Annotated in this window: 32 protein-coding genes; 21 read left to right on the top strand and 11 right to left on the bottom strand. The window is 58.4% G+C overall.

Features of this window, described 5'->3' with window-relative positions:
- Nucleotides 1-2: 2 nt before the first annotated feature.
- Complete coding sequence (locus F8B91_RS15385) at nucleotides 3-530, top strand: gamma-glutamylcyclotransferase (protein ID WP_246715286.1); 528 nt, start codon at nucleotides 3-5, stop codon at nucleotides 528-530.
- Here the strand turns inward: F8B91_RS15385 and F8B91_RS15380 are convergent.
- The 4 genes from F8B91_RS15380 to ftsE all read right to left on the bottom strand — a co-directional run bounded on the left by F8B91_RS15380 (nucleotide 527) and on the right by ftsE (nucleotide 3,265).
- Entirely contained in the window at nucleotides 527-910 is a 384-nt protein-coding gene (locus tag F8B91_RS15380) for a hypothetical protein (protein WP_196504726.1), read from the bottom strand. The genes F8B91_RS15385 and F8B91_RS15380 overlap by 4 nt on opposite strands.
- 68 nt (nucleotides 911-978) lie before the next feature.
- Complete coding sequence (locus F8B91_RS15375) at nucleotides 979-1,701, bottom strand: lysophospholipid acyltransferase family protein (protein ID WP_196504725.1); 723 nt, start codon at nucleotides 1,699-1,701, stop codon at nucleotides 979-981.
- Entirely contained in the window at nucleotides 1,698-2,606 is a 909-nt protein-coding gene (locus F8B91_RS15370) for a cell division protein FtsX (RefSeq protein ID WP_196504724.1), read from the bottom strand. Before F8B91_RS15370 ends, F8B91_RS15375 begins: the two co-directional genes overlap by 4 nt.
- Nucleotides 2,603-3,265, bottom strand: coding sequence for a cell division ATP-binding protein FtsE (ftsE, locus tag F8B91_RS15365; protein ID WP_196504723.1), 663 nt, complete (start codon nucleotides 3,263-3,265; stop codon nucleotides 2,603-2,605). Before ftsE ends, F8B91_RS15370 begins: the two co-directional genes overlap by 4 nt.
- Before the next feature lie 127 nt (nucleotides 3,266-3,392).
- Between ftsE and F8B91_RS15360 the strand changes: the two genes are divergently transcribed.
- Together F8B91_RS15360 and hpt are read left to right on the top strand one after the other, a co-directional pair.
- The gene (locus F8B91_RS15360; protein WP_196504722.1) at nucleotides 3,393-4,100 is read left to right on the top strand and encodes a zinc-ribbon domain-containing protein; all 708 of its coding nucleotides are present in this window, start codon (nucleotides 3,393-3,395) and stop codon (nucleotides 4,098-4,100) included.
- Complete coding sequence (gene hpt / locus F8B91_RS15355) at nucleotides 4,097-4,648, top strand: hypoxanthine phosphoribosyltransferase (RefSeq protein ID WP_196504721.1); 552 nt, start codon at nucleotides 4,097-4,099, stop codon at nucleotides 4,646-4,648. Before F8B91_RS15360 ends, hpt begins: the two co-directional genes overlap by 4 nt.
- Before the next feature lie 13 nt (nucleotides 4,649-4,661).
- Here the strand turns inward: hpt and F8B91_RS15350 are convergent, their stop codons facing one another.
- The 4 genes from F8B91_RS15350 to argH form a co-directional block, all read right to left on the bottom strand.
- Nucleotides 4,662-7,094, bottom strand: coding sequence for a DUF4175 domain-containing protein (locus tag F8B91_RS15350; RefSeq protein WP_348641804.1), 2,433 nt, complete (start codon nucleotides 7,092-7,094; stop codon nucleotides 4,662-4,664).
- Between the two features lie 74 nt (nucleotides 7,095-7,168).
- Nucleotides 7,169-8,437 (bottom strand): diaminopimelate decarboxylase, encoded by a 1,269-nt coding sequence (gene lysA / locus F8B91_RS15345; protein ID WP_196504719.1) that lies wholly within the window; start codon nucleotides 8,435-8,437, stop codon nucleotides 7,169-7,171.
- The gene (gene lptM, locus F8B91_RS16965) at nucleotides 8,437-8,550 is read right to left on the bottom strand and encodes an LPS translocon maturation chaperone LptM (RefSeq protein ID WP_246715284.1); all 114 of its coding nucleotides are present in this window, start codon (nucleotides 8,548-8,550) and stop codon (nucleotides 8,437-8,439) included. The genes lysA and lptM overlap by 1 nt, the downstream gene beginning before the upstream one ends.
- Complete coding sequence (gene argH / locus F8B91_RS15340) at nucleotides 8,547-9,938, bottom strand: argininosuccinate lyase (RefSeq protein WP_196504718.1); 1,392 nt, start codon at nucleotides 9,936-9,938, stop codon at nucleotides 8,547-8,549. The genes lptM and argH overlap by 4 nt, the downstream gene beginning before the upstream one ends.
- Before the next feature lie 34 nt (nucleotides 9,939-9,972).
- Between argH and F8B91_RS15335 the strand changes: the two genes are divergently transcribed.
- The 4 genes from F8B91_RS15335 (at nucleotide 9,973) to F8B91_RS15320 (ending at nucleotide 11,786) form a co-directional block, all read left to right on the top strand.
- A complete protein-coding gene (locus F8B91_RS15335; RefSeq protein ID WP_196504717.1) occupies nucleotides 9,973-10,551 on the top strand; it encodes a TlpA family protein disulfide reductase in 579 nt (192 codons plus the stop codon).
- Nucleotides 10,541-10,870 carry an MmcQ/YjbR family DNA-binding protein gene (locus F8B91_RS15330; RefSeq protein ID WP_196504716.1) on the top strand — a complete coding sequence of 110 codons (330 nt, stop codon included), beginning with the start codon at nucleotides 10,541-10,543 and terminating at the stop codon, nucleotides 10,868-10,870. The genes F8B91_RS15335 and F8B91_RS15330 overlap by 11 nt, the downstream gene beginning before the upstream one ends.
- A gap of 77 nt (nucleotides 10,871-10,947) precedes the next feature.
- Nucleotides 10,948-11,307: an ArsR/SmtB family transcription factor gene (locus F8B91_RS15325; protein ID WP_196504715.1), complete on the top strand. Its 360-nt coding sequence runs from the start codon at nucleotides 10,948-10,950 to the stop codon at nucleotides 11,305-11,307.
- Nucleotides 11,304-11,786, top strand: coding sequence for an SRPBCC domain-containing protein (locus tag F8B91_RS15320; protein ID WP_196504714.1), 483 nt, complete (start codon nucleotides 11,304-11,306; stop codon nucleotides 11,784-11,786). Before F8B91_RS15325 ends, F8B91_RS15320 begins: the two co-directional genes overlap by 4 nt.
- Here the strand turns inward: F8B91_RS15320 and F8B91_RS15315 are convergent.
- Nucleotides 11,770-12,219, bottom strand: a complete 450-nt coding sequence (locus tag F8B91_RS15315) for a GyrI-like domain-containing protein (RefSeq protein ID WP_196504713.1) — start codon at nucleotides 12,217-12,219, stop codon at nucleotides 11,770-11,772. The two genes, F8B91_RS15320 and F8B91_RS15315, sit on opposite strands and share 17 nt — an antisense overlap.
- A gap of 59 nt (nucleotides 12,220-12,278) precedes the next feature.
- Between F8B91_RS15315 and F8B91_RS15310 the strand changes: the two genes are divergently transcribed.
- The 7 genes from F8B91_RS15310 to rplS all read left to right on the top strand — a co-directional run bounded on the left by F8B91_RS15310 (nucleotide 12,279) and on the right by rplS (nucleotide 17,700).
- Nucleotides 12,279-12,653 (top strand): hypothetical protein, encoded by a 375-nt coding sequence (locus tag F8B91_RS15310; protein WP_196504712.1) that lies wholly within the window; start codon nucleotides 12,279-12,281, stop codon nucleotides 12,651-12,653.
- A 492-nt stretch (nucleotides 12,654-13,145) separates the two neighbouring features.
- A complete protein-coding gene (locus F8B91_RS15305) occupies nucleotides 13,146-13,568 on the top strand; it encodes a hypothetical protein (RefSeq protein ID WP_196504711.1) in 423 nt (140 codons plus the stop codon).
- Nucleotides 13,569-13,834: 266 nt separating this feature from the next.
- Entirely contained in the window at nucleotides 13,835-15,397 is a 1,563-nt protein-coding gene (gene ffh, locus F8B91_RS15300) for a signal recognition particle protein (RefSeq protein ID WP_196504710.1), read from the top strand.
- Between the two features lie 30 nt (nucleotides 15,398-15,427).
- Nucleotides 15,428-15,856: a 30S ribosomal protein S16 gene (gene rpsP, locus F8B91_RS15295; protein WP_196504709.1), complete on the top strand. Its 429-nt coding sequence runs from the start codon at nucleotides 15,428-15,430 to the stop codon at nucleotides 15,854-15,856.
- Complete coding sequence (gene rimM, locus F8B91_RS15290) at nucleotides 15,753-16,349, top strand: ribosome maturation factor RimM (protein WP_196504708.1); 597 nt, start codon at nucleotides 15,753-15,755, stop codon at nucleotides 16,347-16,349. The genes rpsP and rimM overlap by 104 nt, the downstream gene beginning before the upstream one ends.
- Nucleotides 16,346-17,038, top strand: a complete 693-nt coding sequence (gene trmD / locus F8B91_RS15285; RefSeq protein ID WP_196504707.1) for a tRNA (guanosine(37)-N1)-methyltransferase TrmD — start codon at nucleotides 16,346-16,348, stop codon at nucleotides 17,036-17,038. The genes rimM and trmD overlap by 4 nt, the downstream gene beginning before the upstream one ends.
- 56 nt (nucleotides 17,039-17,094) lie before the next feature.
- On the top strand, nucleotides 17,095-17,700 hold the full coding sequence (gene rplS, locus F8B91_RS17105) for a 50S ribosomal protein L19 (protein ID WP_196504706.1): 606 nt from the start codon (nucleotides 17,095-17,097) through the stop codon (nucleotides 17,698-17,700).
- Nucleotides 17,701-17,753: 53 nt separating this feature from the next.
- Here rplS and F8B91_RS15275 read toward each other — a convergent pair whose 3' ends face one another.
- Nucleotides 17,754-18,428: a heavy-metal-associated domain-containing protein gene (locus F8B91_RS15275; RefSeq protein WP_196504705.1), complete on the bottom strand. Its 675-nt coding sequence runs from the start codon at nucleotides 18,426-18,428 to the stop codon at nucleotides 17,754-17,756.
- A 227-nt stretch (nucleotides 18,429-18,655) separates the two neighbouring features.
- Between F8B91_RS15275 and leuC the strand changes: the two genes are divergently transcribed.
- Nucleotides 18,656-20,062, top strand: a complete 1,407-nt coding sequence (leuC, locus tag F8B91_RS15270; RefSeq protein ID WP_196504704.1) for a 3-isopropylmalate dehydratase large subunit — start codon at nucleotides 18,656-18,658, stop codon at nucleotides 20,060-20,062.
- A 212-nt stretch (nucleotides 20,063-20,274) separates the two neighbouring features.
- Complete coding sequence (locus F8B91_RS15265) at nucleotides 20,275-20,430, top strand: hypothetical protein (RefSeq protein WP_196504703.1); 156 nt, start codon at nucleotides 20,275-20,277, stop codon at nucleotides 20,428-20,430.
- 96 nt (nucleotides 20,431-20,526) lie between these two features.
- On the opposite strand, the gene F8B91_RS15260 is transcribed toward F8B91_RS15265, so the two are convergent.
- Nucleotides 20,527-20,817, bottom strand: coding sequence for a hypothetical protein (locus tag F8B91_RS15260; protein WP_196504702.1), 291 nt, complete (start codon nucleotides 20,815-20,817; stop codon nucleotides 20,527-20,529).
- Nucleotides 20,818-20,983: 166 nt separating this feature from the next.
- On the opposite strand from F8B91_RS15260, the gene argC reads away from it, so the two are divergent.
- From argC to F8B91_RS15235, 5 genes are read left to right on the top strand one after another with little or no spacing between them, the layout of a single operon-like run.
- Nucleotides 20,984-21,943, top strand: coding sequence for an N-acetyl-gamma-glutamyl-phosphate reductase (gene argC, locus F8B91_RS15255; protein ID WP_196504701.1), 960 nt, complete (start codon nucleotides 20,984-20,986; stop codon nucleotides 21,941-21,943).
- An 11-nt stretch (nucleotides 21,944-21,954) separates the two neighbouring features.
- On the top strand, nucleotides 21,955-22,560 hold the full coding sequence (gene leuD / locus F8B91_RS15250; protein ID WP_196504700.1) for a 3-isopropylmalate dehydratase small subunit: 606 nt from the start codon (nucleotides 21,955-21,957) through the stop codon (nucleotides 22,558-22,560).
- Nucleotides 22,561-23,511 carry an AEC family transporter gene (locus F8B91_RS17100; RefSeq protein WP_196504699.1) on the top strand — a complete coding sequence of 317 codons (951 nt, stop codon included), beginning with the start codon at nucleotides 22,561-22,563 and terminating at the stop codon, nucleotides 23,509-23,511.
- The gene (locus F8B91_RS15240; RefSeq protein WP_196504698.1) at nucleotides 23,511-24,677 is read left to right on the top strand and encodes an NAD(P)/FAD-dependent oxidoreductase; all 1,167 of its coding nucleotides are present in this window, start codon (nucleotides 23,511-23,513) and stop codon (nucleotides 24,675-24,677) included. Before F8B91_RS17100 ends, F8B91_RS15240 begins: the two co-directional genes overlap by 1 nt.
- Entirely contained in the window at nucleotides 24,677-25,603 is a 927-nt protein-coding gene (locus F8B91_RS15235; protein ID WP_196504697.1) for a bifunctional 5,10-methylenetetrahydrofolate dehydrogenase/5,10-methenyltetrahydrofolate cyclohydrolase, read from the top strand. Before F8B91_RS15240 ends, F8B91_RS15235 begins: the two co-directional genes overlap by 1 nt.

Below are 25,603 nucleotides of genomic sequence, written 5' to 3'. Positions count from 1 at the left end.
AATTGAGCACCGAGCCGCATCGCATTTTTGCCTATGGATCGCTGATGTGGCGGCCGGATTTCAATTTCACCTCGGCGCGCAAGGCACGCCTGCATGGCTTTCACCGGCGTCTGAGCGTGTTCTCGCATCACTACCGGGGCACGCCGGAAAAACCGGGGCTGGTTCTGGGGCTGGACCGTGGCGGGTCATGCCTGGGCCTGGTCTATGACGTGGCGGCCGAAAACTGGGCCGAGGTGATTGCCAAGGTACGAGCGCGCGAAATGCTGGGCGATGCCTATCATGAGCGGCAGAAGCGTTTTGTGGTTCTGGACTCAGGCGAGAGCGTTGAAGCTCTGACCTACATCGTGCAGCGCACCAGCAAGCAATATGTGCCGCAGATGAAAATGGAAGAGCTTCTGCATTTCATCGGCCAGGGCCATGGCACGATGGGCTCATGCCGGGACTATGTGGCCAATACGATCCAGCATTTGCGTGAACTGGGCATTCATGATCCGGGGATGGAAGCCTTCGCCCCGCACGTTATGAACTAGGCGGCGACCCGAAAAGCCGATTTGGTTTCAAGTTCACCGTCTTCGCCCAGGGCCACGGCGAGATCGTTGCGCACAGATTCTGCCGCACCCGGTGCGCGGGCCAAAAGATGCACGTGGATTTCATCAAAATGGCGGAACACCGAAGGCAGGCCGCCTTCCAGATGCGGATCAAAACGGCCGACCACCATGGCGGTGCGCATGGCCCCATGCCGCTTCACGCCGACATAGACGGCACCCGGCAGCGGCGGGCAGGTTTCCGGCGTATAGACCGAGTGAATATAGTTCTGGCCGGAGGCACCGCGCCAGAACCAGAAGCGTTCACGCAGTTCCGGAATGTCCTTGCTGGCGGTCTCTGAGAAGGCAGTGCCATGAATGTTCATGATGGTGTTCCTCGTTGGAACATTCATAGAACGACATTGGTAAACAAATCAAGAACGAATTTTGAAAATCAGCTTTTTGAGGCTTCGGCCACCAGCCGGTTGGAAATGGTTTCGATCGTATCCTGCAGCTGCGCCTCAAAAACCTTACGCGTTAGTCCGGGCGGAATGGTCTTGCCGAATTCAATGACAATGGTGCCAGGTGGGCGCAGGAAACCGTGGCGCGGCCAGAACACTCCGGCATTCAGGCCGAAGGTGACGCAGGGCACATTGAGATTGGTATAGAGCGCTGCCGTGCCTGACTTGTAATCGGGCGGCGCACCGACCGGGCGGCGGGTGCCTTCGGGCAGGATGATGATCTGGCGGCCAGCGGCCAATTCCTCTTTGCCGCGGCGGATCAGGTCCTTCAGCGCTTTGCTTCCGGCACCGCGATCCACCGGGAGCATGCGGAACTTGTAGCCATAGGGCCAGCCCATGAGAGGGATGTAGAAAATCTGCTTCTTCAACACCACGCAGGGATCGTTGAACAGGACCGGCAGCGCGAAAGTCTCCCAGGTGGATTGATGCTTGCCGGCCACCAGAAGCGGGCCCGGCGGAATGTTCCCGGCACCTCGCACTTCAACCTTGATGTTGCAGATCACGCGCAGCAGCCAGTTCATGGTGCGGCCCCAGGCCTGCAAGGCTCGGATGGCGGTGATGCGGCTTGCCAGCGTGAGCGGCAGGCCGAAAATCAGAAACAGCATCAACACCACATAGAAGGCGATGTTGAAGATGAGGGAGCGCAGAACGATCATAGATCCTTGCCTAGAATTCGCATCAGAGTGATGCGCGAAACCAGCAGCGCAATCAAGGTGGCAGCGACCGGCACGGAGAGAAGGCCCGCCACCAGCTGCCAACGCGCTTGCGGGGCAAAGAAGAGAGAACGGCCAGCGGCGGCCATCGCCTCGTCGGCGGCACCGCCGAAAACACCGAGCGCCGAGAATGTGAGCAGGCCCAAGATCAATCCAGCGAAGCCTGAGGTAAGGCCCGAGGACAGGAACTGCCGGTCATTCTGTCGCGCGATGAAATGCGGCTCGGCACCGATCAATTCCAGCACATCGACAATGCTGCGATTGGCCTCGATTACGCCGCGCGCCGCAGCGGTGACCAGCAGAATAGTGGCCAGCGAGATCAGGCCCAGCACCAGTGCCGTGAGCAAGGTCAGGCTGTTGCCGAGGCGGATGAATTCGTTCTGCCAGCGCTGGTGGGTATCGAGGCTCGCACCTTTCACTTGCGTGGTGAGTGAAGTGGCAAGCGCTTCATAATCAGGCGGGTTCGCCTCATCGATGCTAACGCGGATCAGGCGTGGCAGAGGGAGGTCATCCACTTCAACTTTGCCGAGCCAAGGCTCCAGCAGGCGCGCGCTGTCTTCCAGTGGCAAGGCTTCGGTGCTCAGCACACCCTTGGTGGCCTCGAGCAAGCTCAGCGCTTTCTTGACTTCATCATCCAGCTTGGCATCCGAAAGCGGCCGCACTTCCACAGTGATTTCTCGGGCGAGGCCTTGCGTCCAGCTCTGGGTAGCGCGGTTGATGAGGACGAGTGCGCCGATGGCCAGGCAGGCGAGATAGCACATCACCGCCATGGTGATGATCAGAGCGCGCAGGGGTGCTACCCGGCGCGGGAAAACGGGTGATGGCTTTGCGCTGGGCTGATCGCTCATGCTGCGCCCAAAGTCCCGGCTTCGAGATGCAGGGCTTGGCCGCCGGCCCGCCGGATCAGCTCGGTATCATGGGTTGCCAGCAGCACAGTAGTGCCTTGCCGGTTCAGTTCCAGAAACAGGCGCAGAAGCCTACGCGCCATGGCGGGATCGACATTGCCGGTGGGCTCATCAGCCAGGATCACTTGCGGCTTGGTCACCACCGCGCGGGCAATGGCCACGCGCTGCTTTTCGCCGCCTGACAAAGTGTCAGGCAAATCGTGGGCGCGGGATTTGAGGCCGATCCAGTCCAGCAAGTCATTCACATCGGACGCATAGGTCTCTGGCCGTGCGCCCGCAGCACGCAGGGGCAGCGCCACATTCTCAAACACCGACATGTGTTTCAGCAGACGGAAATCCTGAAACACCACGCCCAGCTTGCGGCGGAGAAGTGCGCGCTCGTGCGGTGTGAGTCGGCTCACATCAGAGCCGAAGACGCGGGCGATGCCGCTATCGGGCTTCAAGGCCAGAAACAACAGGCGCAGCAGGGTGGATTTTCCGGCACCCGAAGGCCCGGTCAAAAAACGCAAATCGCCCTGCGCCAGATCAAGATTGACGTCATGCAATACAGGCGGCCCGCCGGCATAGCGGAGCGAAACATCCTGAAGCTCAATGACCCCCATCTTCAACTTCGTCCCCGCGTTAACCACGCATTAACCCTAAACGGCGTTACGCTAGTCCCCAAACCAGCCGCCACCAAACCCAACCGAATCATCATCAGCGATTCTATCGCGATTAGCCGGGGCCACCATGATCGTTTCTTGCCCATCTTGCACCACCAGGTACAATATCGGCGCCCATGCGGGGCATGAGCCATTCAAAGTGACCTGCAATGCCTGCGGGCACCATTGGCAGGAGCTGCCAGTGATCGAAATCAAGGACATTACCGACGCGGTGCTGCCTGCGACGTTTGAAGAGATTGATGAGCACCAGTTTGATGTCGGCCAATTGGTGGAAGCGGCGCGCAATGTGCGGCAGGATTACAAGGCACGGCAGATGGCCCGCACCAAGACCATCGGTGGCTGGGCATCGTTTGCGCTCGTCGCGGCGTCACCCTTTCTGTTTGCGGCCATTGCGCCGGAGGCCACGGTGCTGGCCGCCCCAGTCACCGCTGGGGCCTATGCGAAATTCGGCCATGAGATCAATCTTTACGGGCTCAACATTGCCCATGTGGAACAGGTGAACAAATCCACCGGCGGCCAACATGTGCTGACGGTGAAGGGTGAGATCAGCAACCCGACCGAGGATATCCGCAAGATTCCGTCGTTGCGCTTTGCGCTGACCGATGAAAAGGGCGTGGAAGTCTATACCTGGACGCTGGATACGGCAGCGCGGCCGCTGCGGCCGGGTGAAACCACCGCCTTCACCACGCGCGTATCTTCTCCGCCCGAACTTGCGCAAAAACTGCAAATTCGCTTTGCACATGCGGATGAAATCGGCTCAAACCCTACCTTATGAGCTCGATCAAAATTGATGGACATCGCATCGATGTCCTGTTTTCCGAAGACCAGATTTCCGAACGGCTGAAAAGCCTGGCTGTTGAAATTGCCGCCACCAAGCCCAATCGCCTGCTGGTGGTGCCGGTGCTGAAGGGCAGTTTCGTTTTTGCGGCTGATCTCTTACGCGCCATGCATCACGCCGGGCTGACGCCGGAAGTGGATTTCATGATCCTGTCATCATATCGCGCCGCGATGAAATCATCCGGCAAGGTTGATGTGTTGCGTGACATTGATTCAGAAATCCAGGGCCGTGACATCCTGCTGGTGGATGACATTCTGGAATCTGGCCGCACGCTGGCTTTTGCCAAGGATCTGCTGGCGGCGCGGGGCGCCAAGTCGGTGCGCTCGGCGGTGCTGCTGTTCAAGCCCGGCCATCTGGCCGCGTCGATCAAGGCGGATCATTGCGCGTTTGAATGCCCGGATCTGTTCGTCGTCGGCTACGGCATGGACATGGCGCATCAATTCCGCGAGCTGCCTTTTGTGGGGCATGTGGTGAAAGAGGATTGAGAACTTTCGTTCTCTAAAACTCGTCCTTCAGAAGCCGATCAATATAAGCCTTCGTCTCGTCATCCAGGCCTTCCTCATTGGCGCGGGCGCGGAGTTGTTCGAGGATTTCATGGGCGCGGCGCGAGGCGAGTTCTGACGGCACCAGATTTTGATTGGGGCCATTGAGGGAACGGCCCAGCGGATCAGTGTCCTTGCCGTCGCGGCCTTCGCGGCTGTTGCTATAGGCATCGCCCTGGCCATTCTTGCCGAGCTGCTGGGTGAGCTTGCTCATGCCCTGCAGCATGTTGCGCAGCGCCTGGTTCTGTTCCTTGAGAGCGCCTTCCTTGTTGCCGTCACGAAGAGATTGCTCGGCGCCATCCATGTTCTTGCCGGCATCGCCCAGCTTGTCGCCACCTTCATCACCGCTCATGCCCTGGCCCAATTTGCCGAGCTTATCGCGCAATTGCTTTTGCTGGTCGGCGAGGCCCTCATTGCCGCCTTCATCCTTGCCGGCGCCGCCTGGCATGCGCTGGGTCTGGTCCATGAGCTTGCGCTGCTGGCGCATCATTTCGGAAAGCGCGTTCAGATCTTCGTTCTGGCCGCCGGAACCGTTCTGGGCATTCTTGCCGTCGCCGGGTTCCAGGTTCTGCAGCAATTGGTCCAACTGCGAGAGCATGTCCTGCGCAGCATTCTTGTCACCGTCCTTACCCAGTTTACCGATCTGGTCGAGCATCTGCTGCAATTGCTCTTTGGTCATGCCCTGGCCCTGCTGACCCTGCGGCTTCAAGCCTTGGGCGGCGCGGTCCTTGCCCTCTTTCTGCAGTTGGGCGATCAAACGGTCCATTGCTTCGCGCATGCGGCGGGTGAGTTCGTCGATCTTTTCCTTCGGTGCGCCATCACGCAGCGCCTGCTGCAGCTCTTGCGCCAGGGCCTTCAATTCGGCACGGGCATCATCGAGCCGGCCATTCTCAACGGCGAGGATCAGCGGCCACATGTCTTTGACCACGGCGACCACATCATCAGTAGCCGAAGCGGTGGAGAGGCGGTTGTTCAGCGCAGAAAGATTGATGATGAGGCCGCTGTTGGAGGCAATGTCAGACGGGTAAAGCAGCATCGCGCCCACCAGCGTGGACGCATCGGGCGCGGCATTGGGATCAAGAATGATGTGCTTGCGCTGTTCCACCAAAGCGCGCGCCAGTGGCTTGATGAATTCACGGTCCGGCAGCTTGAAGCGGGTGGGCGCCGTGGATGTCTTGTGGCCCGCCGCATCGGTGGCGGTGAGAATGATCTCGGCATAGAGGCCGGCCCAGGCATGGGCAGTCAAATCCGTGGTCGAGGTTTCGGTGTCGTCCTTGGCGCCGGGCTTCTTGAGCGTCATCTTGAATTCCGGCGGGTCGTAGAGAAACACGCCATTGCTCTCAAAACCGGTGATGCCGTTTTCCTGTTCGTCCGCCAGCGAGATTTCCGCTTTGATGGCGCGCAGGCCGTAATCATCCGAGGCATGCCACTTCACCGAGAGCTTGCCGCGCTCGGCGGCTTCTGGCGTGCCGATGATTTCAATCTTGGGTGTTTCATCGGCGATCAGGCTGAAATGATAGGTGGCGAGTTCCGCATCCCCGTTGGAGACGCGCACGCTGACTGGACGGTCCAGCTTGATGTCGCCCGTCAGGGCATCAGGCGTCTTTTCAATCTTGGCGCCGTCGATTTTCACCTCGGTATCGGTGCTGCCCGGTGAGAAAAAATCCACGCCGGGCTTGGTGCTGCCGGTGACGCGCAGATTGAGGATGGAGCCCTCTGGCACCGTCAGCTCGTTCTGGGTTTTCAACTTCTCCATCATCGCGGCTGAGGTGAGCAGCAGCGGCGGCTTGCCAGTGTAAGCTGGCGGCTTCAGCCAAGCGTCGAACAGAACGGGCTTGGGCGGCACTGGAGCGGAGAGTGATGCGGCATTGGTGAGGTTTGACCAGAGATCTCCAGTGCCGAGGAAGAAAGCTGCAACGACGGCCATGATCACCGGCAAGCGCAAGGCCAGTGGATCGAATTTGCGCCAGGTCGAGGCCGGGCCTTGCACGCGCAGCTGGCGCAGGGCAGCCAGTTTGCGGCGCAGATGTTCGGTCCAGATTTCGCTGGCACCTTCTTCCTCCGGCACAAGCCGGTCGCCAAGGCTGGAGGCCTCGCGGTTTTTCAGCGCATTCACGTCATCGAGCTTGCGCAGCACCAGATGGTCGGGCAGCGGGCGCAGCCGGAACAGGGGGCGCAAAGTGTAAAGGAAGGCGAGGCCGAGAATAGCCAGAATGATCGCGGGCAGGGGGCGGCCTACATATTGCAGCAGGCCGGACCAGAGCAGAGCAAGGGTAGCGAGCATCACCACGAGCGGGCCTTGCAAGGCGACCCACAGGCCCTCCCAACGCAGGCTGAGGCGCTGGAGCAACAGGCTTCGGCTCAGATGTTTGGGAAGCGGCTCACTCATATGACCCGGGTATAGCATGATTCCGGCAAGAACGTGGACAAAGCCCAGTTCAAAATTTCGTCATAGGGGGACGATTACGAGTCCTGCCAGGTGGCCAGACGATCGGCGCCGATCAGGTCTTCATAGGTCTGGCGTTCGCGCACCACGGCCCATTTGTCTTCCTTGACCAGAACTTCAGCGATGAGCGGGCGGGAATTGTAGGAGCTTGCTTGCACGGCGCCGTAAGCGCCCGCCGTCATTACGGCGAGAAGATCGCCTTGTTCCACTTTCGCCAATCTGCGGCCCTTGGCGAGGTAGTCGCCAGTTTCGCAGACGGGGCCGACCACGTCAGCCTCAAATGACTGCTCGCTGCGCGTTTCGTTGACCGGGATAATTTCGTGATAGGCGTCATAAAGCGTGGGGCGGATCAGGTCATTCATCGCGCCATCCTGGATGACGAATTGGCGGCCTTCATTTTCCTTCACATAGATCACGCGGGTGACCATAATGCCGGCATTGCCGACGATCATGCGGCCCGGTTCCATCATATATTTCAAGCCGAGATGGCCGAGCGTGCGCTTCACCATGGCGGCATATTCGTCGGGGTGCGGCGGCACGTCATTGCTGCCGCGGTAAGGCACGCCCAAGCCGCCGCCCAGATCAAGATGGCGGATATTGTGGCCTTCGGCTTTCAGCTTCTCGACCAGCGTGGCCATCAGTTTGAAGGCCTGCTCAAAGGGCGCCAGTTCGGTGATCTGGCTGCCGATATGCATGTCCACGCCCGTCACATCGATATTGGGCAAAGCGGCGGCGCGGGCATAGACTTCCGAGGCGCGCAGATAGGAGATGCCGAATTTGTTGTCGGCCTTGCCCGTGGTGATCTTGGCATGCGTCTTGGCATCGACATCCGGGTTCACCCGGATCGATACATTGGCGCGCTGGCCCACGCGGCTTGCCACTTCTGAGAGAAGTTCTAACTCAGGTTCGGACTCAACATTGAAACAGGCAATGCCTTCGCGCAGGCCCAAAGCCATTTCCCGCGCGGTCTTGCCCACACCGGAAAACACGATCTTGCGGGCCGGAACCCCAGCGGCCAGTGCACGGCGCAGTTCACCTTCCGAGACCACATCCATGCCAGCGCCCAAGGCCGCCATGGTTTTCAGCACGGCCTGGTTGGAATTGGCCTTCATGGCATAGCAGAGCAGATGGTCGGTATCCTTGAAGGCGTCATTCATCACCTTGAAGTGACGCTCAAGCGTAGCCGTCGAATAGCAATAAAATGGCGTGCCCACTTCGTCAGCGAGCGTGTTCAGATCTACATCCTCGGCATGGAGGACGCCGTTCTTGTAAGAAAAGTGATGCATTAATTTACAACAGTATTGGCCTTTGAAGGCGGCACCGGATCACCGCGCACACCGCAGGCGGAAAGGGCAACGAGGCAGAGCCCGAGCAGCATGATTTTCTTGAACAGGCTCATTTGCGTTTTCCCTTTAGCTGTTTCACCCAGGCCTTGGCCTCACCTAACACATTGGCCGGGGCGGTGCCACCCTGGCTCTTGCGCGAGGCGACCGAGGCCTGCACTGAAAGCACGCGGAACACGCCTTCATCAATCTTGGCATGGACGCTGCGCATATCGGCCAGCGGCAAATCTGAGAGCAGCACGTTTTTCTGTTCGGCCAAAGCCACGATGCGGCCGGTGACATGATGGGCGTCGCGGAAGGGCATCTTTAAAGTCTGCACCAGCCAGTCGGCGAGATCAGTCGCTGTCGAGAAACCGCTATTGGCGGCGGCCAGCATGGCGTCCTTGTTTGGCTCCAGATCGCGCACCATTCCGGTCATGGCGGCCAGAGCGAGTTCTATGTTTTCCAACGCGTCGAAAGTCTGTTCCTTATCTTCCTGCATGTCCTTGGCGTAGGACATCGGCAGGCCCTTCATCATCACGGCAAGTGCGGTGAACGCACCGAGGATGCGGCCCGGCTTGGCGCGGATCAGCTCCGCCGCATCCGGGTTGCGCTTCTGCGGCATGATCGACGAGCCGGTGGTGAACTTGTCAGACAGTTTCACAAAGCGGAATTGCGAGGTGGACCAGATCACAATCTCTTCGGCCAGCCGCGACAAATGAATGGAGCAGATGGCACAGGCCGACAGAACTTCGAGCGCAAAGTCACGCGCCGATACACCATCCATCGAATTCCTTGTAGGCCGGTCAAAGCCCAAAGCATCGGCGGTGGCCTTGCGGTCAATCGGATAGGACGTGCCGGCAAGGGCCGCCGAGCCCAACGGGCTTTCATTCAGGCGTTTGCGCGCATCCTGAAAGCGGCCCAAATCGCGTGACAGCATTTCGACATAGGCCAGCAGATGATGGCCGAAGGTGACCGGTTGGGCCGATTGCAGATGGGTGAAGCCCGGCATCAAGGTGGAAGCGTTGGCTTCGGCCTTCTCCGCCAGCGCCAGCATCAAATCCTGCACCGCGCTGATGAAGTGATCGACGGCTTCGCGCACATAGAGCCGGAAATCGGTGGCCACCTGATCGTTGCGGGACCGCGCCGTGTGCAGGCGGCCAGCGGGTTCGCCGATCAGTTCTTTCAGGCGGCTTTCGATGTTGAGGTGGATATCTTCCAGCTCAGCTGAAAAATTGAACTTGCCGGATTCAATCTCGGCCTTGATCGCATCAAGGCCCTTGGTGATGGCGGCGGCGTCGGCGCGCGAAATGATTTTCTGCCGTGCCAACATGACGGCGTGGGCCTTGGAGCCGGCGATATCCTGGGCGTACAATTTTTTATCAAAATCAATTGATGCGTTGATCTTCGCCATAATGGCGTCAGGGCCTTGCGCAAACCGCCCGCCCCACATTTTATTGGCCATACCAAAACCCCAATCGCCAAGCTAGAAAGCACTCATGAACAGCAACAAGACAACCATCGCCGCCCTTCTCGCTCTTCTCGTCGTGGCGGGCATTTACTGGTTCATGGGGGGCCAAGGCAAGGTGAAGATGGCGCCCGTGGCCGAGGAGAAGCTTTCCATGGCCGCTTACATCAAACAGCCGCAGCCGAAAGACCTCGCCCCCTTCGCCATGGTGGATGCCAGCGGTGCACCTAAAGACATCTCTGCACTCAAGGGCAAAGTCACCCTGCTGAACCTGTGGGCCACCTGGTGTGCGCCGTGCCGCAAGGAAATGCCGGAACTGGCCAAGCTGCAAAAGGAGATGGGCGGGCCGGATTTCCAAGTGGTAGAATTGAGTGAGGATTTGAAGGGGTACCAGGCTTCGGCAGATTTTCTCAAGCAGGTGGGGGCGGATAATCTCACGCTCTATGCCGACCAGAAGGCCACGGCCTTGGATGCCGTAAAGGCGCCAGGGCTTCCGGTCACGCTGCTTCTAAACCGCGAGGGGCAGGAAGTGGGCCGCTTGCTGGGGCCAGCACCCTGGGCTTCGGATGAGGCCAAGGCGATCATCAAGGCCGCCATTGATGTCCATTGAGCTTTTCCGGAGGCTTGCTTTGGCACTGCCGGGGGTGGAGGAGAAATCGCATTTCGGCAAGGCCGACTTCCGGGTGAAGAACAAGATTTTCGGAGGCCTGAGCGCCAAGGGCATGGCCTATGTGAAGCTGAAGCCTGAGGAGCAGGAGATGTTGTGCGGCTCCGAGCCCGGCATCGTGGTGGCGCATGACGGCCATTGGGGCCGGCAAGGCTGGACCTTTGTGGACCAGGACAAGGCGGATGAGGCGCTGCTCAAGAGCGCGCTGCAGATGGCCTGGACCACTGTGACGGCGAAAAAGCCCAAGAAAACAGCAAAGTAATCTGCCGCTTAAGTTAGAATCGGCTCGATACTAAAGTATTTGCTTGACTTATTAACGTCTCCTTAATACCTAAGGGAATGCTTAAGCATCAAGATGAACTTTCCGGCCTGATGGCTGCCCTGGCTGATCCGACGCGGCGCGCGATGATCGAGCGGCTGTCGCAGCGGCCTTCCTCGGTGAGCGAGCTGGCGGCACCTTTTTCCATGTCACTTGCAGCTGTCGTCCAGCACATTCAGGTGCTGGAAAGCTGCGGGGCAGTGATTACCGAGAAGCGCGGGCGGGTGCGGCAGTGCAAGGTGAACATGAAGGCGCTGGCGCAGATCGGCTCGTGGATCAATGAACGCCAGCGCTTCTGGCAGGAGCAGTTCGACAATCTCGACACGCTGCTCGACAGCCTGCCCGACATTCCAGCCAAAACCCGGAGACAAAAACCATGAGCGTGCTTTCACCCACCTGTGCGGGATTTTCCTTCACCCGCGCCTTCAGCAAATCGCCCAGGGAAGTGTTTGAGTGTTTCACAAATCTTGAACTGAGGAAGCAATGGTTTAAGGGTCCGCCGGATGGAATCGAGCTGTCACGGCAACTCAATGCGCGCGTGGGCGGGCATGAGGAGCTGAAGGTGAAATGGGCCAATGGCATGCTCACACATTTCGTTTGCACCTTTCATGCGGTGCAGCCGGGCGAGCGGCTGGTTTACAATTATGACCTGTTCATCGACGAGAAGCTTTATTCCACTTCGCTGGGAGATGTGGTGCTGAAGGCTGTGGGCCTGGGCACGGCGATGATCTTCACCGAGATGACGACCTATTATGGCGATGCCGATGTGCCCGAGCAGGATGCCTCACGCATCCGTGGCACCGAGCATCATTTCGATGGGCTGGTGAAGCTGGTGGAGACCCTCACTTCACCGGAATGAAAATTTCGATCTCTTCGCGGCCGGCATTGAAGGCCTCGCCATAGACTTCGAATTGTGGGCCGGGGGCGACTTCGAGTTTGGCTGCGGGCAGATGTTCAGTGAAGATTGCATTCCAAGTCTCGTGGATTTTCTCGATCGGGCCCTTGTGGGTGAACACGGCGGTCTTTCGCGCCGGAATCTGCAGCACATGCATGTAGCCCGGCACTTGACCACCATCTTTCACCTCGACGGCGCACAGGTAATCCATATGCCCCTTGCCGTCGAAATTGTGACAGACGCCATAGGCATTGAAGCCCACCTGGCCCGCGATCTTGCCGAAATCCGTCATGAAGACTTGCCACAAATCCTTGATGCCCTGGCCGGGGCCGATGGGGAAGGTCTTGTTGCGGCCGGCGAGGGTGAGGGGCGGGGTGGTGGTGAGGCGGTGGTTCATGCCAGGTTCATCGCACGGGCGCTATAAAAACGCAGCAAGATAGTTGGAGCGAGACCGCGATGAGCGACCCCGGTAGAGGTTTGAAAAGCGAGCCGGATCCGAATATGGGGCTGAGGCAAACCGCGCGGGCGGCCTTTGCCGCCGTGGTGGCGGGCACTGCGGTGTACAGTCTCTGGGGCGATGATTTCTGGTTTCCGATTTATACTGGCCGTGGATACAAGCTTGCCAACATTCATTTTCACGGGCTTTCGAACTGGGTCATGTCGGCGGCGTGGCTGGCCTTGGCGCTGGCCATCGTCATCTGGATGGTCAAACAGGCGCAAACCTCGCCGGGCGGAAAAGTCGATATGAGGCTGGTCAACGTCATGGCCATTGCGGCCGGTGTGGTCATGTTCGTGATGGGCGCGCTGGGCGTATTTGGGTTCGCGTCGTGATGGCGGTGATCATTTGGGGCGGGCTGGACGTGGTATAGTTACCGACGTCACTACCCGTCATTCCCGCGAAGGCGGGAATCCAGCTTCGGAGTCACTGGCTCGTTCGCCAAAGCTGGACCCTGCCTTCGCAGGGGTGACGGCCTAATAACGCACAGATGTTTGTGCTATCGTTTGAGTGGGAGCACAGGCAAATGGCTATACCGCATCCACCTCCGCCGCATTGGGGAACTGATAAGTTAACCGCTTTCTTGGATGATTATCGCTCGAACCAGTATGCAACCTTCGTTGGCAAACCGGAGTGCAAAAGATTAATCGCGATAGATGCTTGCTTTTTCAAGGTGCTTGATCAGTCGGTAAACCCGCGGCCTTGGTTCCCTTTTCAATTTATCCATAGTTCTCACAGCGCCTTTCGCTCCGGGTGTGGTTTGGCAATGGCTGGGCAAACGCAAGAGTTGAGTGCCATGCTTCGTCTAAGCTTGGAAACCGCCGCCTATGGATATTTTGTTCACACGGATAAAAAGCTGGCCGAACTTTGGATTAAATAGAGAAGATGGGCCGAAAGAGCGTAAGGAATTCAGGGATACGTTCACTCACGGCGCTTTAAGGAAGGCCATTCGTAAGGCAGCACCTAAGTTAGCGGACATCTTTGAGCAGCTTTATGAACGAGCGATTGATTACGGAGCGCACCCTAACATCGGAGGATTCACTCTCAATACTCGAATGGACCGCAGCGCTGATCGAGTGGATTTTCTGAAGATTTATCTACACGGCGATAGGCATGAATTGGATTTCGCTATCCGGTCATGTGCTCAAATAGGCATCTGGAATCTCGGCATATTTCAAATAATCTATCCCGAGAAATTTCTGATTTTGGGCATCAAAGACGAACTGGAAAAGCTTCGCGACGGTCTATAAGCGAGCAAATTTGACTCCCCGCCCCTTTTCCCCTATGCGCAGCCACATTCTGTCAGACGCTTGAACGATCTGATGCTGTTTCATACATGCGGGCCTTGAGCCTTTGCGGGAGATGAAAGGGCTCCATCCGGCAACGAGTTTCGTTCCCGGGTGTTTTTTCGTTTGGGTCTTTGGCACGCTTGAAAGGCTGACGAGGGCCGTCCCCTCATCCGCCCTTTGGCACCTTCTCCCCTCGAGGGGAGAAGGGCGAACAAGAAAGAGATTTGATGTTTGAAAGCTTAAGCGAGCGCCTTAGTGGCATATTCGACACCCTCACAGGCCGTGGCAGCCTGTCGGAGGCTGATGTCGATACGGCCATGCGCGAAGTGCGCCGGGCGCTGCTGGAAGCCGACGTGGCGCTTGAGGTGGTCAAGACCTTTACCGACAAGGTGCGTGAGCGCGCCATTGGTGCTGACGTCGTCAAGTCGATCAAGCCGGGCCAGATGGTCATCAAGATCGTGCATGACACGCTGGTCGAGACTTTGGGTTCGGACCAATCGGCGCTGAACCTGCGCGCCTCGCCGCCCGTCGCCATTCTGATGGTGGGCCTGCAAGGCTCAGGCAAAACCACCACCACCGCCAAGATCGCCAAGCGTTTGTCTGAGCGCGAGAAGCGCAAGGTGCTGATGGCCTCGCTGGATACGCGCCGCCCTGCGGCGCAGGAACAGCTGGCCATCCTCGGCAAGCAGGTGAAGGTGGATACTTTGCCGATCGTGGCAGGGCAGGACCCGATTGCCATTGCCAAGCGCGCCATGTCGGAAGCCCGCAAGGGTGCCTATGACGTGGTGATGCTGGATACGGCCGGCCGCCTGCACATCGATGCGGAGCTTTTGGCTGAAGCCGCTTCGGTGCGTGACATTGCCAAGCCGAAGGAAACGCTGCTGGTCGCTGACTCTTTGACGGGTCAGGACGCAGTGAATCTGGCGCGCTCGTTTGACGAAAAGATCGGCATTACCGGCATCGTGCTGACGCGCATTGACGGCGATGGTCGTGGCGGTGCGGCCCTTTCGATGCGCGCTGTCACCGGCAAGCCGATCAAGCTTTTGGGTACCGGCGAAAAGCTGGACGGGCTGGAAGATTTCCACCCTGATCGTATTGCCGGCCGCATCCTCGGCATGGGCGACGTGGTTTCGCTGGTCGAAGCTGCCGCGCAGAATATCGACCATGAGAAGGCCAAGAAGATCGCCGAGCGGATGCGCAAGGGCGCGTTTGACTTGAACGACATGGCCGACCAGCTGAAGCAGATCCAGAAAATGGGCGGCATGGGCGGTGTGATGAAGATGCTGCCGGGCATGGGCAAGATCAGCAAGCAGCTGGAAGGGGTGGACCTCGACAAGACGGTGTTCAACCGCCAGCTGGCGATCATCGGCTCGATGACCAAGGCCGAGCGGCGCAATCCTAAAATTCTCGACGGCAAGCGCAGGAAGCGCATTGCGGCCGGCTCCGGCACCAGGCCGGAAGATGTGAACAAGCTCATCAAGATGCATCAGGGCATGGCCGACATGATGAAGCAGATGGGCCAGGGCAAAGGCCTTCTGGGCAAGATGATGGGTGGCAAGGCCATGCCATCGGAAGCCGAAATGGAAGCGATGCAGAAAGAGCTGGCCGGGATGGACCCGAATGCTCTGCCGCCAGAGCTCAAAGACATGATGGATGGCGGCAAGATGCCCGCCATGCCGTCGCTGCCGGGCCTTGGCTCTGGCTTACCGAAATTACCGGGACTGGGCGGCTTGCCTGGTCTTGGTGGCAATCCTCTCAAAGGTTTCCCCGGTCTGGGGAAGAAGAAATAATCTAGATCAAATCAAACAGGAGTACTGAATATGTCCGTTAAGATCCGTCTGGCCCGTGCCGGCACCAAGAAGCGCCCTTATTATCACATCGTGGTTGCCGCTGCGACTTCGCCGCGTGATGGCAAGTTCATCGACATCATTGGCGCTTTCAACCCGATGCTGCCGAAGGATTCGGCTGAGCGCGTGAAGCTCGACACCGCCAAGGCCGCTGAATGGCTGAAGAAGGGCGCACAGCCGACCGACCGCGTGCTGCGCTTCCTCGACAAGAACGGCGTTGCCAAGCGCGATGCCCGCAACAATCCGAACAAGGCCAAGCCGGGCAAGAAGCGCACCGAGCGCGAAAAGGCTGCTGCTGATGCCGCTGCCAAGGTTGCCGCTGCTGCTGAAGCCGCACAGGCCGCTGCGGCTGCAGCTGCTGCAGCTCCGGCCGAAGCTCCGGCTGAAACGCCTGCCGCTTAAGACGAAGGTGGCTGGTGACAACATGATTCACGTTGCCACCATTGTTGCGGCCCATGGCATCAAGGGCGAAGTGAAGGTCAAAAGCTTCACGTCTGACCCAAAGGCTTTTTCATCCTACGGCCCTTTGCAATCCGCAGAGGGCCGTGTGTTTGAGATCACCAAGGCCAAGTTCGCCAAGGATGAATTCATCTGTACACTAAAGAATGTTCCGGATCGCAATGCGGCCGAGGCGCTCCGGGGTACGGAGCTGTTCATCGCGCGGGAGAAATTGCCGGCGCTGAAGGAGGGTGAAGTCTATCTCTCCGACGTGCAGGGCAAGGAAGTTGTTGCAGGCGAGCACCGATTGGGCCGCATCACCGGTTTCCAGAATTTCGGCGCGGGTGAGTTGATGGAACTTGAGGGAGGGATGCTGATCCCGGTGTCCTTCATTGATTCCGTTGCCGATAATGTGACGCTGAATTTGCCTGATGGTTATCTGAGCGACGAAGAATGAGCTTCCACGCTTCCATATTGACGCTGTTTCCGGACATGTTTCCGGGCACGCTGGCGCATTCGCTGGCGGGTTCGGCGTTGAAGGATGGCAAGTGGTCCTTTGATGCCGTTGATATCCGCTCCTTCGCCACTGACAAACACCGCACGGTGGATGACCATGTGGCGGGTGGCGGGGCTGGCATGGTGCTGAAGCCCGATATTCTGGCCAAGGCCATTGATGGCACGTCCCACAAGGGCCCGCGCCTGCTGATGTCGCCCCGCGGTGCGCCGCTCACCCAAAGCTTTGTGCGGGAACTGGCCCAGGGCGAGGGTTGCATGATCATCTGTGGGCGTTTTGAGGGGATTGACCAGCGGGTAATCGACGCTAGGAGCCTGCAAGAGGTTTCGGTAGGCGATTATGTGCTCTCCGGCGGTGAACCAGCCGCACTCGTCATGCTGGATGCCATTGTGCGGCTTCTGCCGGGCGTGATGGGCCATGACCAATCCCATGCCGAGGAAAGCTTCGAGGACGGGCTTCTGGAGCACCCGCATTACACCAAGCCCCGCCTATGGGAAGGGCTTGAAACGCCTGAGATTTTAGGCTCTGGCGATCACAAGGCCATAGCCGCATGGAAGCATGCCCAGCGCGAAGCCCTCACCAAGGCCCGAAGACCTGACCTTTATGACAAATACACGAAGCGCAAAGGTTGACTTTTCCACACCTTTGCAGTTTAAGCCCCACAACTCTGAGATTTAGGACATTTCCCATGAATATTATCCAGCAGCTTGAAAAAGAGCAGATGGCCGTTGTTGCCGCCAAGCGCCAGCTTCCCGATTTCGCCCCGGGCGATACGGTGATCGTCAATGTGAAGGTTGTTGAAGGCGAGCGTTCGCGCATCCAGGCCTATGAAGGCCTGGTGATTTCGCGCAGCGGTGGCGGCCTCAATGAAAGCTTCACGGTGCGCAAGCTGTCTTACGGCGAAGGCGTGGAACGTGTGTTCCCGATGTATTCGCCGCTGGTTGATTCTGTGAAGCTGGTTCGCCGTGGCAAAGTGCGCCGCGCCAAGCTCTATTACCTCAAGGGCCTCACCGGCAAAGCTGCCCGCATCGTCGAGAAGCAGGATAGCGGTCCGATCGCCGTTGAAGAAGTGCATCACAAGGCTGCTGTTGCTGCCGATGACGTGTCGCGCATCAATTCGATCGGCCCGAAGGTCAAGGAACAGCTGGCTGCCGAGGGCATCACCTCGACCAACCAGATCGCCGAAATGAGCGACGAGCAGATTTTCGCCCTCGACGAAAAGCTCGGCCTCAAGGGCAAGAGCAAGAAGGAAAGCTGGATCGAGCAGGCCAAGAAGCTGGCTGCTGCGAAGTAAGCTTTTCCAATTTGGAATTCAGAAGGCCGGTCCTAGTGACCGGCCTTTTTGTTTCAGACCGCCAGCATCCATACCGCCATGGCGGCCATCCCTAAGCTTTCCACGATGGTGACGACGGACATGGGCAGCTGGAACACAGTGCCCAGGCAGGCGCATTGGATGGTCTGCTTGTTGAGGTTGGCCTGGATCACGCCGATGGCACCGATGAGGCTCAAAGCGAGTGCCACCCACAGCATGGCCGGGATTTGGAAGCGGAACAGGAAGGCAAAGCCCAATGCGGTTTCCACAAAGGGATAGGCCATGCCCCAGGGCTTGAACGCCTTGGCGATCACATCATAGCGGGCATAGGCATTGGCGAAGGCCGGCACATCGAGCAGCTTGAAGGCGCCGAAGACAACGAAAAAGCCACCCATGAAGTTCAGCATCCAGCCGGGGCCTGCCGCAGCGCCCAAAGCGATCAGGCCGACGATGAGCAGCAAGGGATAATAGGTTTTGATCCAGGTTGGGGCCGCGGCCTCGACCGCTTGTGTATTGGCTTCCGCGCTGACGCGGTATTTTCCAACTGCGGCCAAAGCCGCGTTCAAGGCCTGCTCACCCACCGGCTCATCCAACACGGCGCGAGGCGGCTCAAGCGTCACCGTGGCCGAAGGGGCCAGAGACTTGAGGGTCGCTTCAACTTTGCGGGCACAGCCCGCACAGGTCATTCCGGTGATCGCAAAAGTGTTCATGACTGGAATTTAAGAACAGCACCTGCGACTTGCAACAGGGGGAGGCGGGTTGCCGCCCAATATGTTCTCAGTGCATGGCTTGCCTCCGCTCCGGGCGGGCGAATGCCAGACCTGCGCAGCGTAGGCTTTGACTCAGGCGTCGTAATCGCTAAATACGCCGCAAAAGCCCTTTAAGGCCGCCCTATCTGTCAGTGAAAGACGAGGGGCGGTGAGAGACGAGAAGAGACATGGCAAAAGCACGCACGCTCTATGACAAGATCTGGGATGACCATGTGGTCCATCAGGCCGAAGACGGCACGTGCCTTTTGTATATTGACCGCCACCTTGTGCATGAAGTGACGAGCCCCCAGGCTTTTGAAGGCCTGCGCATGACGGGGCGCACCGTGCGCCATCCGGAAAAGACGCTGGCGGTTGTCGATCACAACGTGCCGACCACTGACCGTTCCAAGGGCATTGCCGAGCCAGAAAGCCGCATCCAGGTGGAAACCCTGGCGCAGAATGCCAAGGATTTCGGCGTTCCCTATTTCAATGAGCTCGACAAGCGCCAGGGCATTGTGCACGTCGTGGGGCCTGAGCAAGGCTTCACGCTGCCAGGCACCACCATTGTGTGCGGCGACAGCCACACCTCAACTCATGGCGCCTTCGGGGCTTTGGCGCATGGCATCGGCACGTCGGAAGTGGAGCACGTGCTCGCTACCCAGACGCTGATCCAGAAGAAGGCCAAGAACATGCTGGTGCGGGTGGATGGCAAGCTGGCGCCACACTCGACCGCCAAGGACATCATCCTGGCGATCATCGGCAAGATCGGCACGGCCGGCGGCACCGGCCATGTGATCGAATTTGCTGGTGAAGCCATTCGCGACCTTTCGATGGAAGGCCGCATGACCGTTTGCAACATGACGATTGAAGGCGGCGCGCGCGCTGGTTTGATTGCGCCCGACGAGAAGGCCTTTGCCTATCTCAAGGGCCGACCCATGGCGCCGCAGGGCGCGGCCTGGGATGAAGCTGTGGCCTATTGGAAGAACCTGCAGACGGATGAAGGCGCGCATTATGACAGCGTGATCACGCTTGACGCTGCAAACCTGCCGCCGATTGTCTCCTGGGGCACATCTCCGGAAGACGTGGCTTCCATTGATGGCACGGTACCGAACCCGGATCTGATCGAGGAAGAAGGCAAGCGCCAGTCGAAGTGGCGTGCGCTGGAGTATATGGATCTGAAGCCGGGCCAGAAGATCACCGACATTGGCCTCGACGTTGTGTGGATCGGCTCCTGCACCAATGGCCGCATCGAAGACATGCGTGCTGTCGCCGAAGTGGTGAAGGGCAAGAAGGTTTCCGACAAGCTGGCCTATGCGATGATCGTTCCGGGCTCTGGGCTGGTCAAAGAACAAGCGGAAGCCGAGGGCCTCGACAAGATTTTCAAGGCCGCTGGTTTTGAATGGCGTGAGCCGGGCTGCTCCATGTGCCTGGCGATGAATCCGGACCAGTTGAAGCCGGGCCAGCGCGCAGCCTCAACCTCGAATCGCAATTTCGAAGGCCGCCAGGGCTATAAGGGGCGCACACATCTTGTGAGCCCGCAAATGGCTGCGGCGGCGGCTATTGCCGGGCATTTCGTTGATATCCGCTCGAACTGAGCGAACGAATCAAGTGTTGCAACTTAAGATATAAAGTGCTGAGCAGATTGAAAGCGTGTGCGCAAATTTTGCATGGCGGAACAGCGACATTTAACTTGTTAAGGTTTTAGGGCTTCATTAAGGCAACCTTCACGTTAATGAAGCGATTCTGGGTTTAACGCCTATGATCGCAAGACTGGGGAATGGCCTTCGAGGCCGGGGAGACGACCATAATGAATTCTGTATCTGTAAAGGCTGACGCCAAGTTTCTGCGCCGCGTTATGTTCGCACTGGTTGGCCTGACTCTGATCAGCGGTGCGGTTGCCGGTTTCACCACGGTGCAAGCCATGAATAATGGCGGGATAAGCTGCGCCCAAGGCTGCAACTAAGCGCCTTTCATCAATTAAAAAAAACAAAAGCCCAGCGTCACGCTGGGCTTTTGCTTTGCAGGGGACCCTCTTTGGGAGAAGTCCTTCAGGGATTGCTTAGTAGCAAGACCAAACCTTCTTGAAGGTCTTGTACTTGAAGGTGTGGTTGTAGTTCCACTTCCACACTTTCACGATCTTCGGGCCGCAATCATCGCCGTCCCAGCCGGCATTGTAGTAGCCATGGTGATGGCCGTAGCCGTAGCCATAACCGTCATTGATGCTGATGCCGAAGTTGGGCTGGCCACCGGCGCCTACGCCGAAATAGAGGCCGTCAGCCTTGGCGGCGGTTGCGGAAAAGCCGATGGCCAGGGTGGCAGCGGCGGTGAGAGCAATCAGGGTCTTTTTCATGATGTTATTCCTTTGGTTGGGTTGAGCGTTTCAGTTTGTTTGTCGTTGGTGTTGTGCACCGTTGATGTCACCCTTCTACGTGTGCATGGCTGAACCCACTCTGAGGCAGGCATTCATTTTCGGTTCAGGTTGAAAACCCCGGCCCAGAGGCTTAAGAGCCCCGGTCATGAGCCAGAAAACCACCATCTTCATCGACGGCGAGGCCGGAACCACCGGGTTGCAGATCCGTGACCGGCTGAAGGCACGCACTGATATTGAATTGGTGTCGATCGCCGCCGACAAGCGCAAGGATGCGCAGGCGCGGGCTGATCTGCTGAACGGCGTGGATGTGGCCATTCTCTGCCTGCCCGATGACGCGGCGATTGAAGCGGTGTCGCTGATCAAGCCATCGTCGAAAACGCGGGTGATCGACGCTTCAACCGCATTCCGGATCAACCCGGATTGGGCTTATGGTTTTCCGGAAATGGACAAGGCGCAAGGCGCCAAGATTTCTAAGGCCAAGCGCGTGGCTAATCCCGGCTGCTGGCCGCAGGGGTTGATCGCTTTGGTGAAGCCGCTGCTCGATGCCGGGCTGATGCCGAAGACCTATCCTGTCTCCTATCACGGCGTGTCGGGCTATACCGGCGGTGGCAAGAAGATGATCGAGGATTATGTGGCCAAGGGTGAATCTGCGCCGCAGTATTTTCCCTACGGGCTGACTTTCCATCACAAGCACCTGCCGGAGATGAAGGCCTATACCGGGCTCTCGCGTGATGTGCTGTTTGAGCCCAGTGTGGGCCGTTTCGCACAAGGCATGCTGACCTCGGTGCCGCTGTTTACCGATTTGCTTTCGCGCAAAACGTCCGCTGCGGAAATTCACGGCTTGCTGGCCAAGCATTTTGATGGCGCACGCTTCATTGAAGTTGCTCCACTGCAGCACATCGCGAGTGCAGCCGATGTTGAGCCGGAAGTACTGAACAACACCAACCGCATGCGCCTGCATGTTTTCGCCAATGAAGCGATTGGCCAGGTGCTGCTGATGGCGATCTATGACAATCTCGGCAAGGGCGCTTCGGGTGCCGCCGTGCAAAATCTCAATCTGATGATCGGCGCGGACGAAGCATCCGCTGTTGATCTGGCTGCGTAAGGAAAAGACCGATGCAAAAGTTTGAAGTGCTGACCGGTGTGGCTGCGCCACTGAACATCGTCAATGTCGATACCGACATGATCATCCCGAAGCAGTTCCTGAAAACGATCAAGCGCACGGGATTAGGCAAGTCGCTGTTCTTTGAAATGCGCTTCACGCAAGAGGGCAAGGAATTGCCGGACTTCGTGTTGAACAAGCCGGCTTATCGCAAGGCCGAGATTTTGGTGGCGGGTGATAATTTCGGCTGCGGGTCGAGCCGCGAGCACGCGCCGTGGGCGCTGCTGGATTTCGGGATTCGCTGTGTGATCTCCACCAGCTTTGCCGATATTTTCTACAACAATTGCTTCAAGAACGGCATCCTGCCGATCAAGGTTTCGCCTGATGATCTGAAGAAGCTGATGGATGACGCCTCGCGCGGCGCCAATGCCACGCTGACCGTCGATCTGCCGAACCAGGAAATCCGCGGCCCCGATGGCGGCAGTGTGAAGTTCGATCTCGATGCCTTCCGCAAGCATTGCCTGCTGAACGGCCTCGATGACATCGGCCTCACCATGGAAAAGGCATCCAGCATTGATGCCTATGAGAGCAAGCTGGGCGCTGCACGCCCCTGGGCTTAAGTGCCCACCGCGATCCTCACGACTGTCATTCCCGTCTTCGGCATGATCGTGCTGGGTTACGGTTTTGCGCGCATCAATGTGATCGATGCGGGTGCCGTGCGCGGGCTTTCGCTGTTCGTGTTCAATGCGGCGCTGCCGGCCTTCCTGTTCCAGAGCACGGCGACGATGGACATGGCGGATGTGGCACCGTGGAGCATGTGGTTTGCCTTTTTCGGCGGGGCCGCCATCACTTTCTTTCTCACCTGGATCGTGGCGCGCAAGATCGAGGGACTGAACCAGTCGGGCAGTGCGGTGATGTGCACGGCGGCGATCTACGGCAATCTTGGCCTGCTCGGCGTGCCGCTGGCGCTTCAGCATTTTGGCGATTCAGTCGGCGTGCCGCTGGCCCTGATCCTGTCGGTGCATGCGCCGCTGATGTGGACTCTGGCCACCGTCCACCGTGAGATGGCGCGCAATGCCTCCAACCTCAATTGGCGCGCGCTGGGCTGGGAGCTGACCAAAAGCCTTGGCACCAATGCCATCGTCCTGGCGCTGATCTTTGGTGGCCTCTACCGCGCGCTGGGCCTCAGCCTGCCGCCCATACCGATGAAGATGTTGCAGATGCTGACTGATTCTTCGGTGCCAACCTCGCTCATCGCCCTTGGCGCGTCGCTTGCCGCCTATTCGCTGCGCGGCTCATGGGGCGGCATGTTCCTGCTGATCGCCATGAAAATGGTGGTCATGCCGCTCGCCGTGTTTGTGCTGGCGCATTATGTGTTTCCGCTGCCGCCGCTTTACGCCAAGATTGCCGTGCTGTTTGCCGCCATGCCAGCCGGGGCCAATGCCTTTCTTTTCGCACAACGTTACGATGAGGCAGTGCCAGCGGTTTCGGGCGCAGTTGCATTGGGCACGGGGCTTGCCGCCATCACGGCTTCTGTGCTGCTCTATCTTGCTGATGCCGGAGTGATTTGATGACAAACTATGACGTGGTGATTGTGGGCGGGGGCATTGTGGGTTCTTCCACAGCGTATTTCCTGCGCAAGAACGGGTTCAAGGGATCGATCGCCGTCATTGAGAAAGACCCGACCTATGCCAAGGCCTGCACACCCTTGTCCTGGGGCGGCATCCGCAAGCAATTCTCCAATGCGGAGAATGTTCATCTTTCGACTTTCGGGCTCAACCTCATCCGCAATCTGAAATCAGAATTCGGGCCTGAGTCTGACATCAGCTTCCGTGAGACGGGCTATCTGGTGCTGGCCAGTGAGGCTTCGGTGTCGGTGCTGGAAGAGAATGCCAAGCTGCAGAATTCTTTGGGCGCGGATACGGTGCTGCTGTCGCAAAGCGAACTGACCGCGAAATATCCCTATGCGCAGTTTGAGGGCATCGCCATGGGCTCCTTGGGCCGCACGGGTGAGGGCTGGTTTGATCCCTACGGATTACTCACGCTGATCCGCAAAGGCGCGATTGCCAAGAATGTCACTTATCTGGCTGATGAAGTCGTGGCGATTGATGCGGGCAGGGAGGCCAAATCCGTGACTCTTCAAGCCGGCGGCAAAATTGGTGCCGGCGTTGTCGTTAATGCCGGTGGCGCATCGGGCGGTGCCATTGCTGCGATGGTGGGTTTCGATCTCCCCGTCTCTGCCGCCAAGCGTTACGTCTATATCGTCGATTGCCCCAAGGCGCCGGAGGAATTCCGTAAAGGACCTGCCTGGTTCAATACTGATGGCGTCTATTGGCGGCCCGAAGGGCGCAACTTCCTGTTCGGCTTTACGCCCGGAGAGGACGAAGAACCGAAGCCAGACTGGGAGATGGAGCATCACTGGTTCGAAGAACGCCTGTGGCCCTCGGCTGCCGAACGCATTCCGGTGTTTGAAGAAGCGAAGGTCGTGAGTTCATATGTCGGCCACTATGACTACAATTGGTTTGACCAGAATGGCATTATCGGCCGCCATCCCAGCCTGCCCAATTTCTATTTCGGCAATGGATTTTCCGGCCATGGCATCCAGCAGGGCCCGGCCACCGGCAATGCCATTTCAGAGCTCATTATCCATGGTGAGTACAAGACAATCGATCTGAAGCGTTTGGGTGTAGAGCGCATTGCTGCCAACCAACCGCTTTTCGAGAAGAACATTTTCTAATGACATCTGCCCATGCTGCGCTGCTGGGGAAACCAGTCGCGGATGATATTTATGCTGAAGTGAAAAACGGTGTTGTAGCCTTGCAGGAGCAAGGCTGGAACCCGAAGCTGGTGTCGATCAGCATCGGCAATGTGTCTGCCGTGCAGCTTTATGTGCGCAACCAGGCCAAGGGTGCGGCGCGTGCTGGGATTGCCTTTGAAGAGCGCAATCTGCCGGAGACAATTTCGCGCATCGAAATGCTGGGACTGCTTCAGGCGCTGAACACTGATCCGCGCGTCACCGGCATCATCATACAGCGCCCGGTGCCTGCGCATCTGGCGATCCGCGAATTGCAAGCCGCCGTGCATCCGCTGAAGGATGTGGAGGGCATGCATCCCGCATCCATTGGCAATATTGTTTACAAGGACGTGGCTCTGGCACCCTGCACAGCGGCAGCTTCGGTGGAGCTGCTGCGCCGTACGGGGCTGAAGCTTGAAGGCCTGAACGCTGTTGTGATCGGTCATTCCGAAATCGTTGGCAAACCGATTGCGTTTTTGCTGCTGGCTGAGGGTGCGACTGTCACTGTGTGCCATCACCTCACGCGCAATCTCGCAGTTCATTCGCGCGCCGCTGATGCGGTGTTTGTGGCGGTGGGCCGCCCGCGCTTCATCAAGGCCGACATGATCAAGCCGGGTGCAGCTGTGATCGATATCGGCATCAACCAGATTGAAGAAGACGGCAAGTTCATCACGGTGGGTGATGTGGATTACGGCGCCTGCGCGGAAGTGGCGGGCTGGATCACCCCGGTGCCTGGTGGAGTAGGGCCGGTGACAGTCTCGATCCTGATGCGCAACGCGCTGCGTGCCGCGCAAACGCAGCAGAAATTCTATGCCCAGCAGTTTGGTGGAGCTGACCTGGCGGCGCTTTCGGCTTTAGCGAGAGGCTGA

Source organism: Aestuariivirga litoralis, assembly GCF_015714715.1.
Taxonomy (GTDB): Bacteria; Pseudomonadota; Alphaproteobacteria; order Rhizobiales; family Aestuariivirgaceae; genus Aestuariivirga; species Aestuariivirga litoralis_A.
Note: the sequence above shows the minus strand (reverse complement) of the source record. Positions and strands in the feature narration are given on the sequence as shown.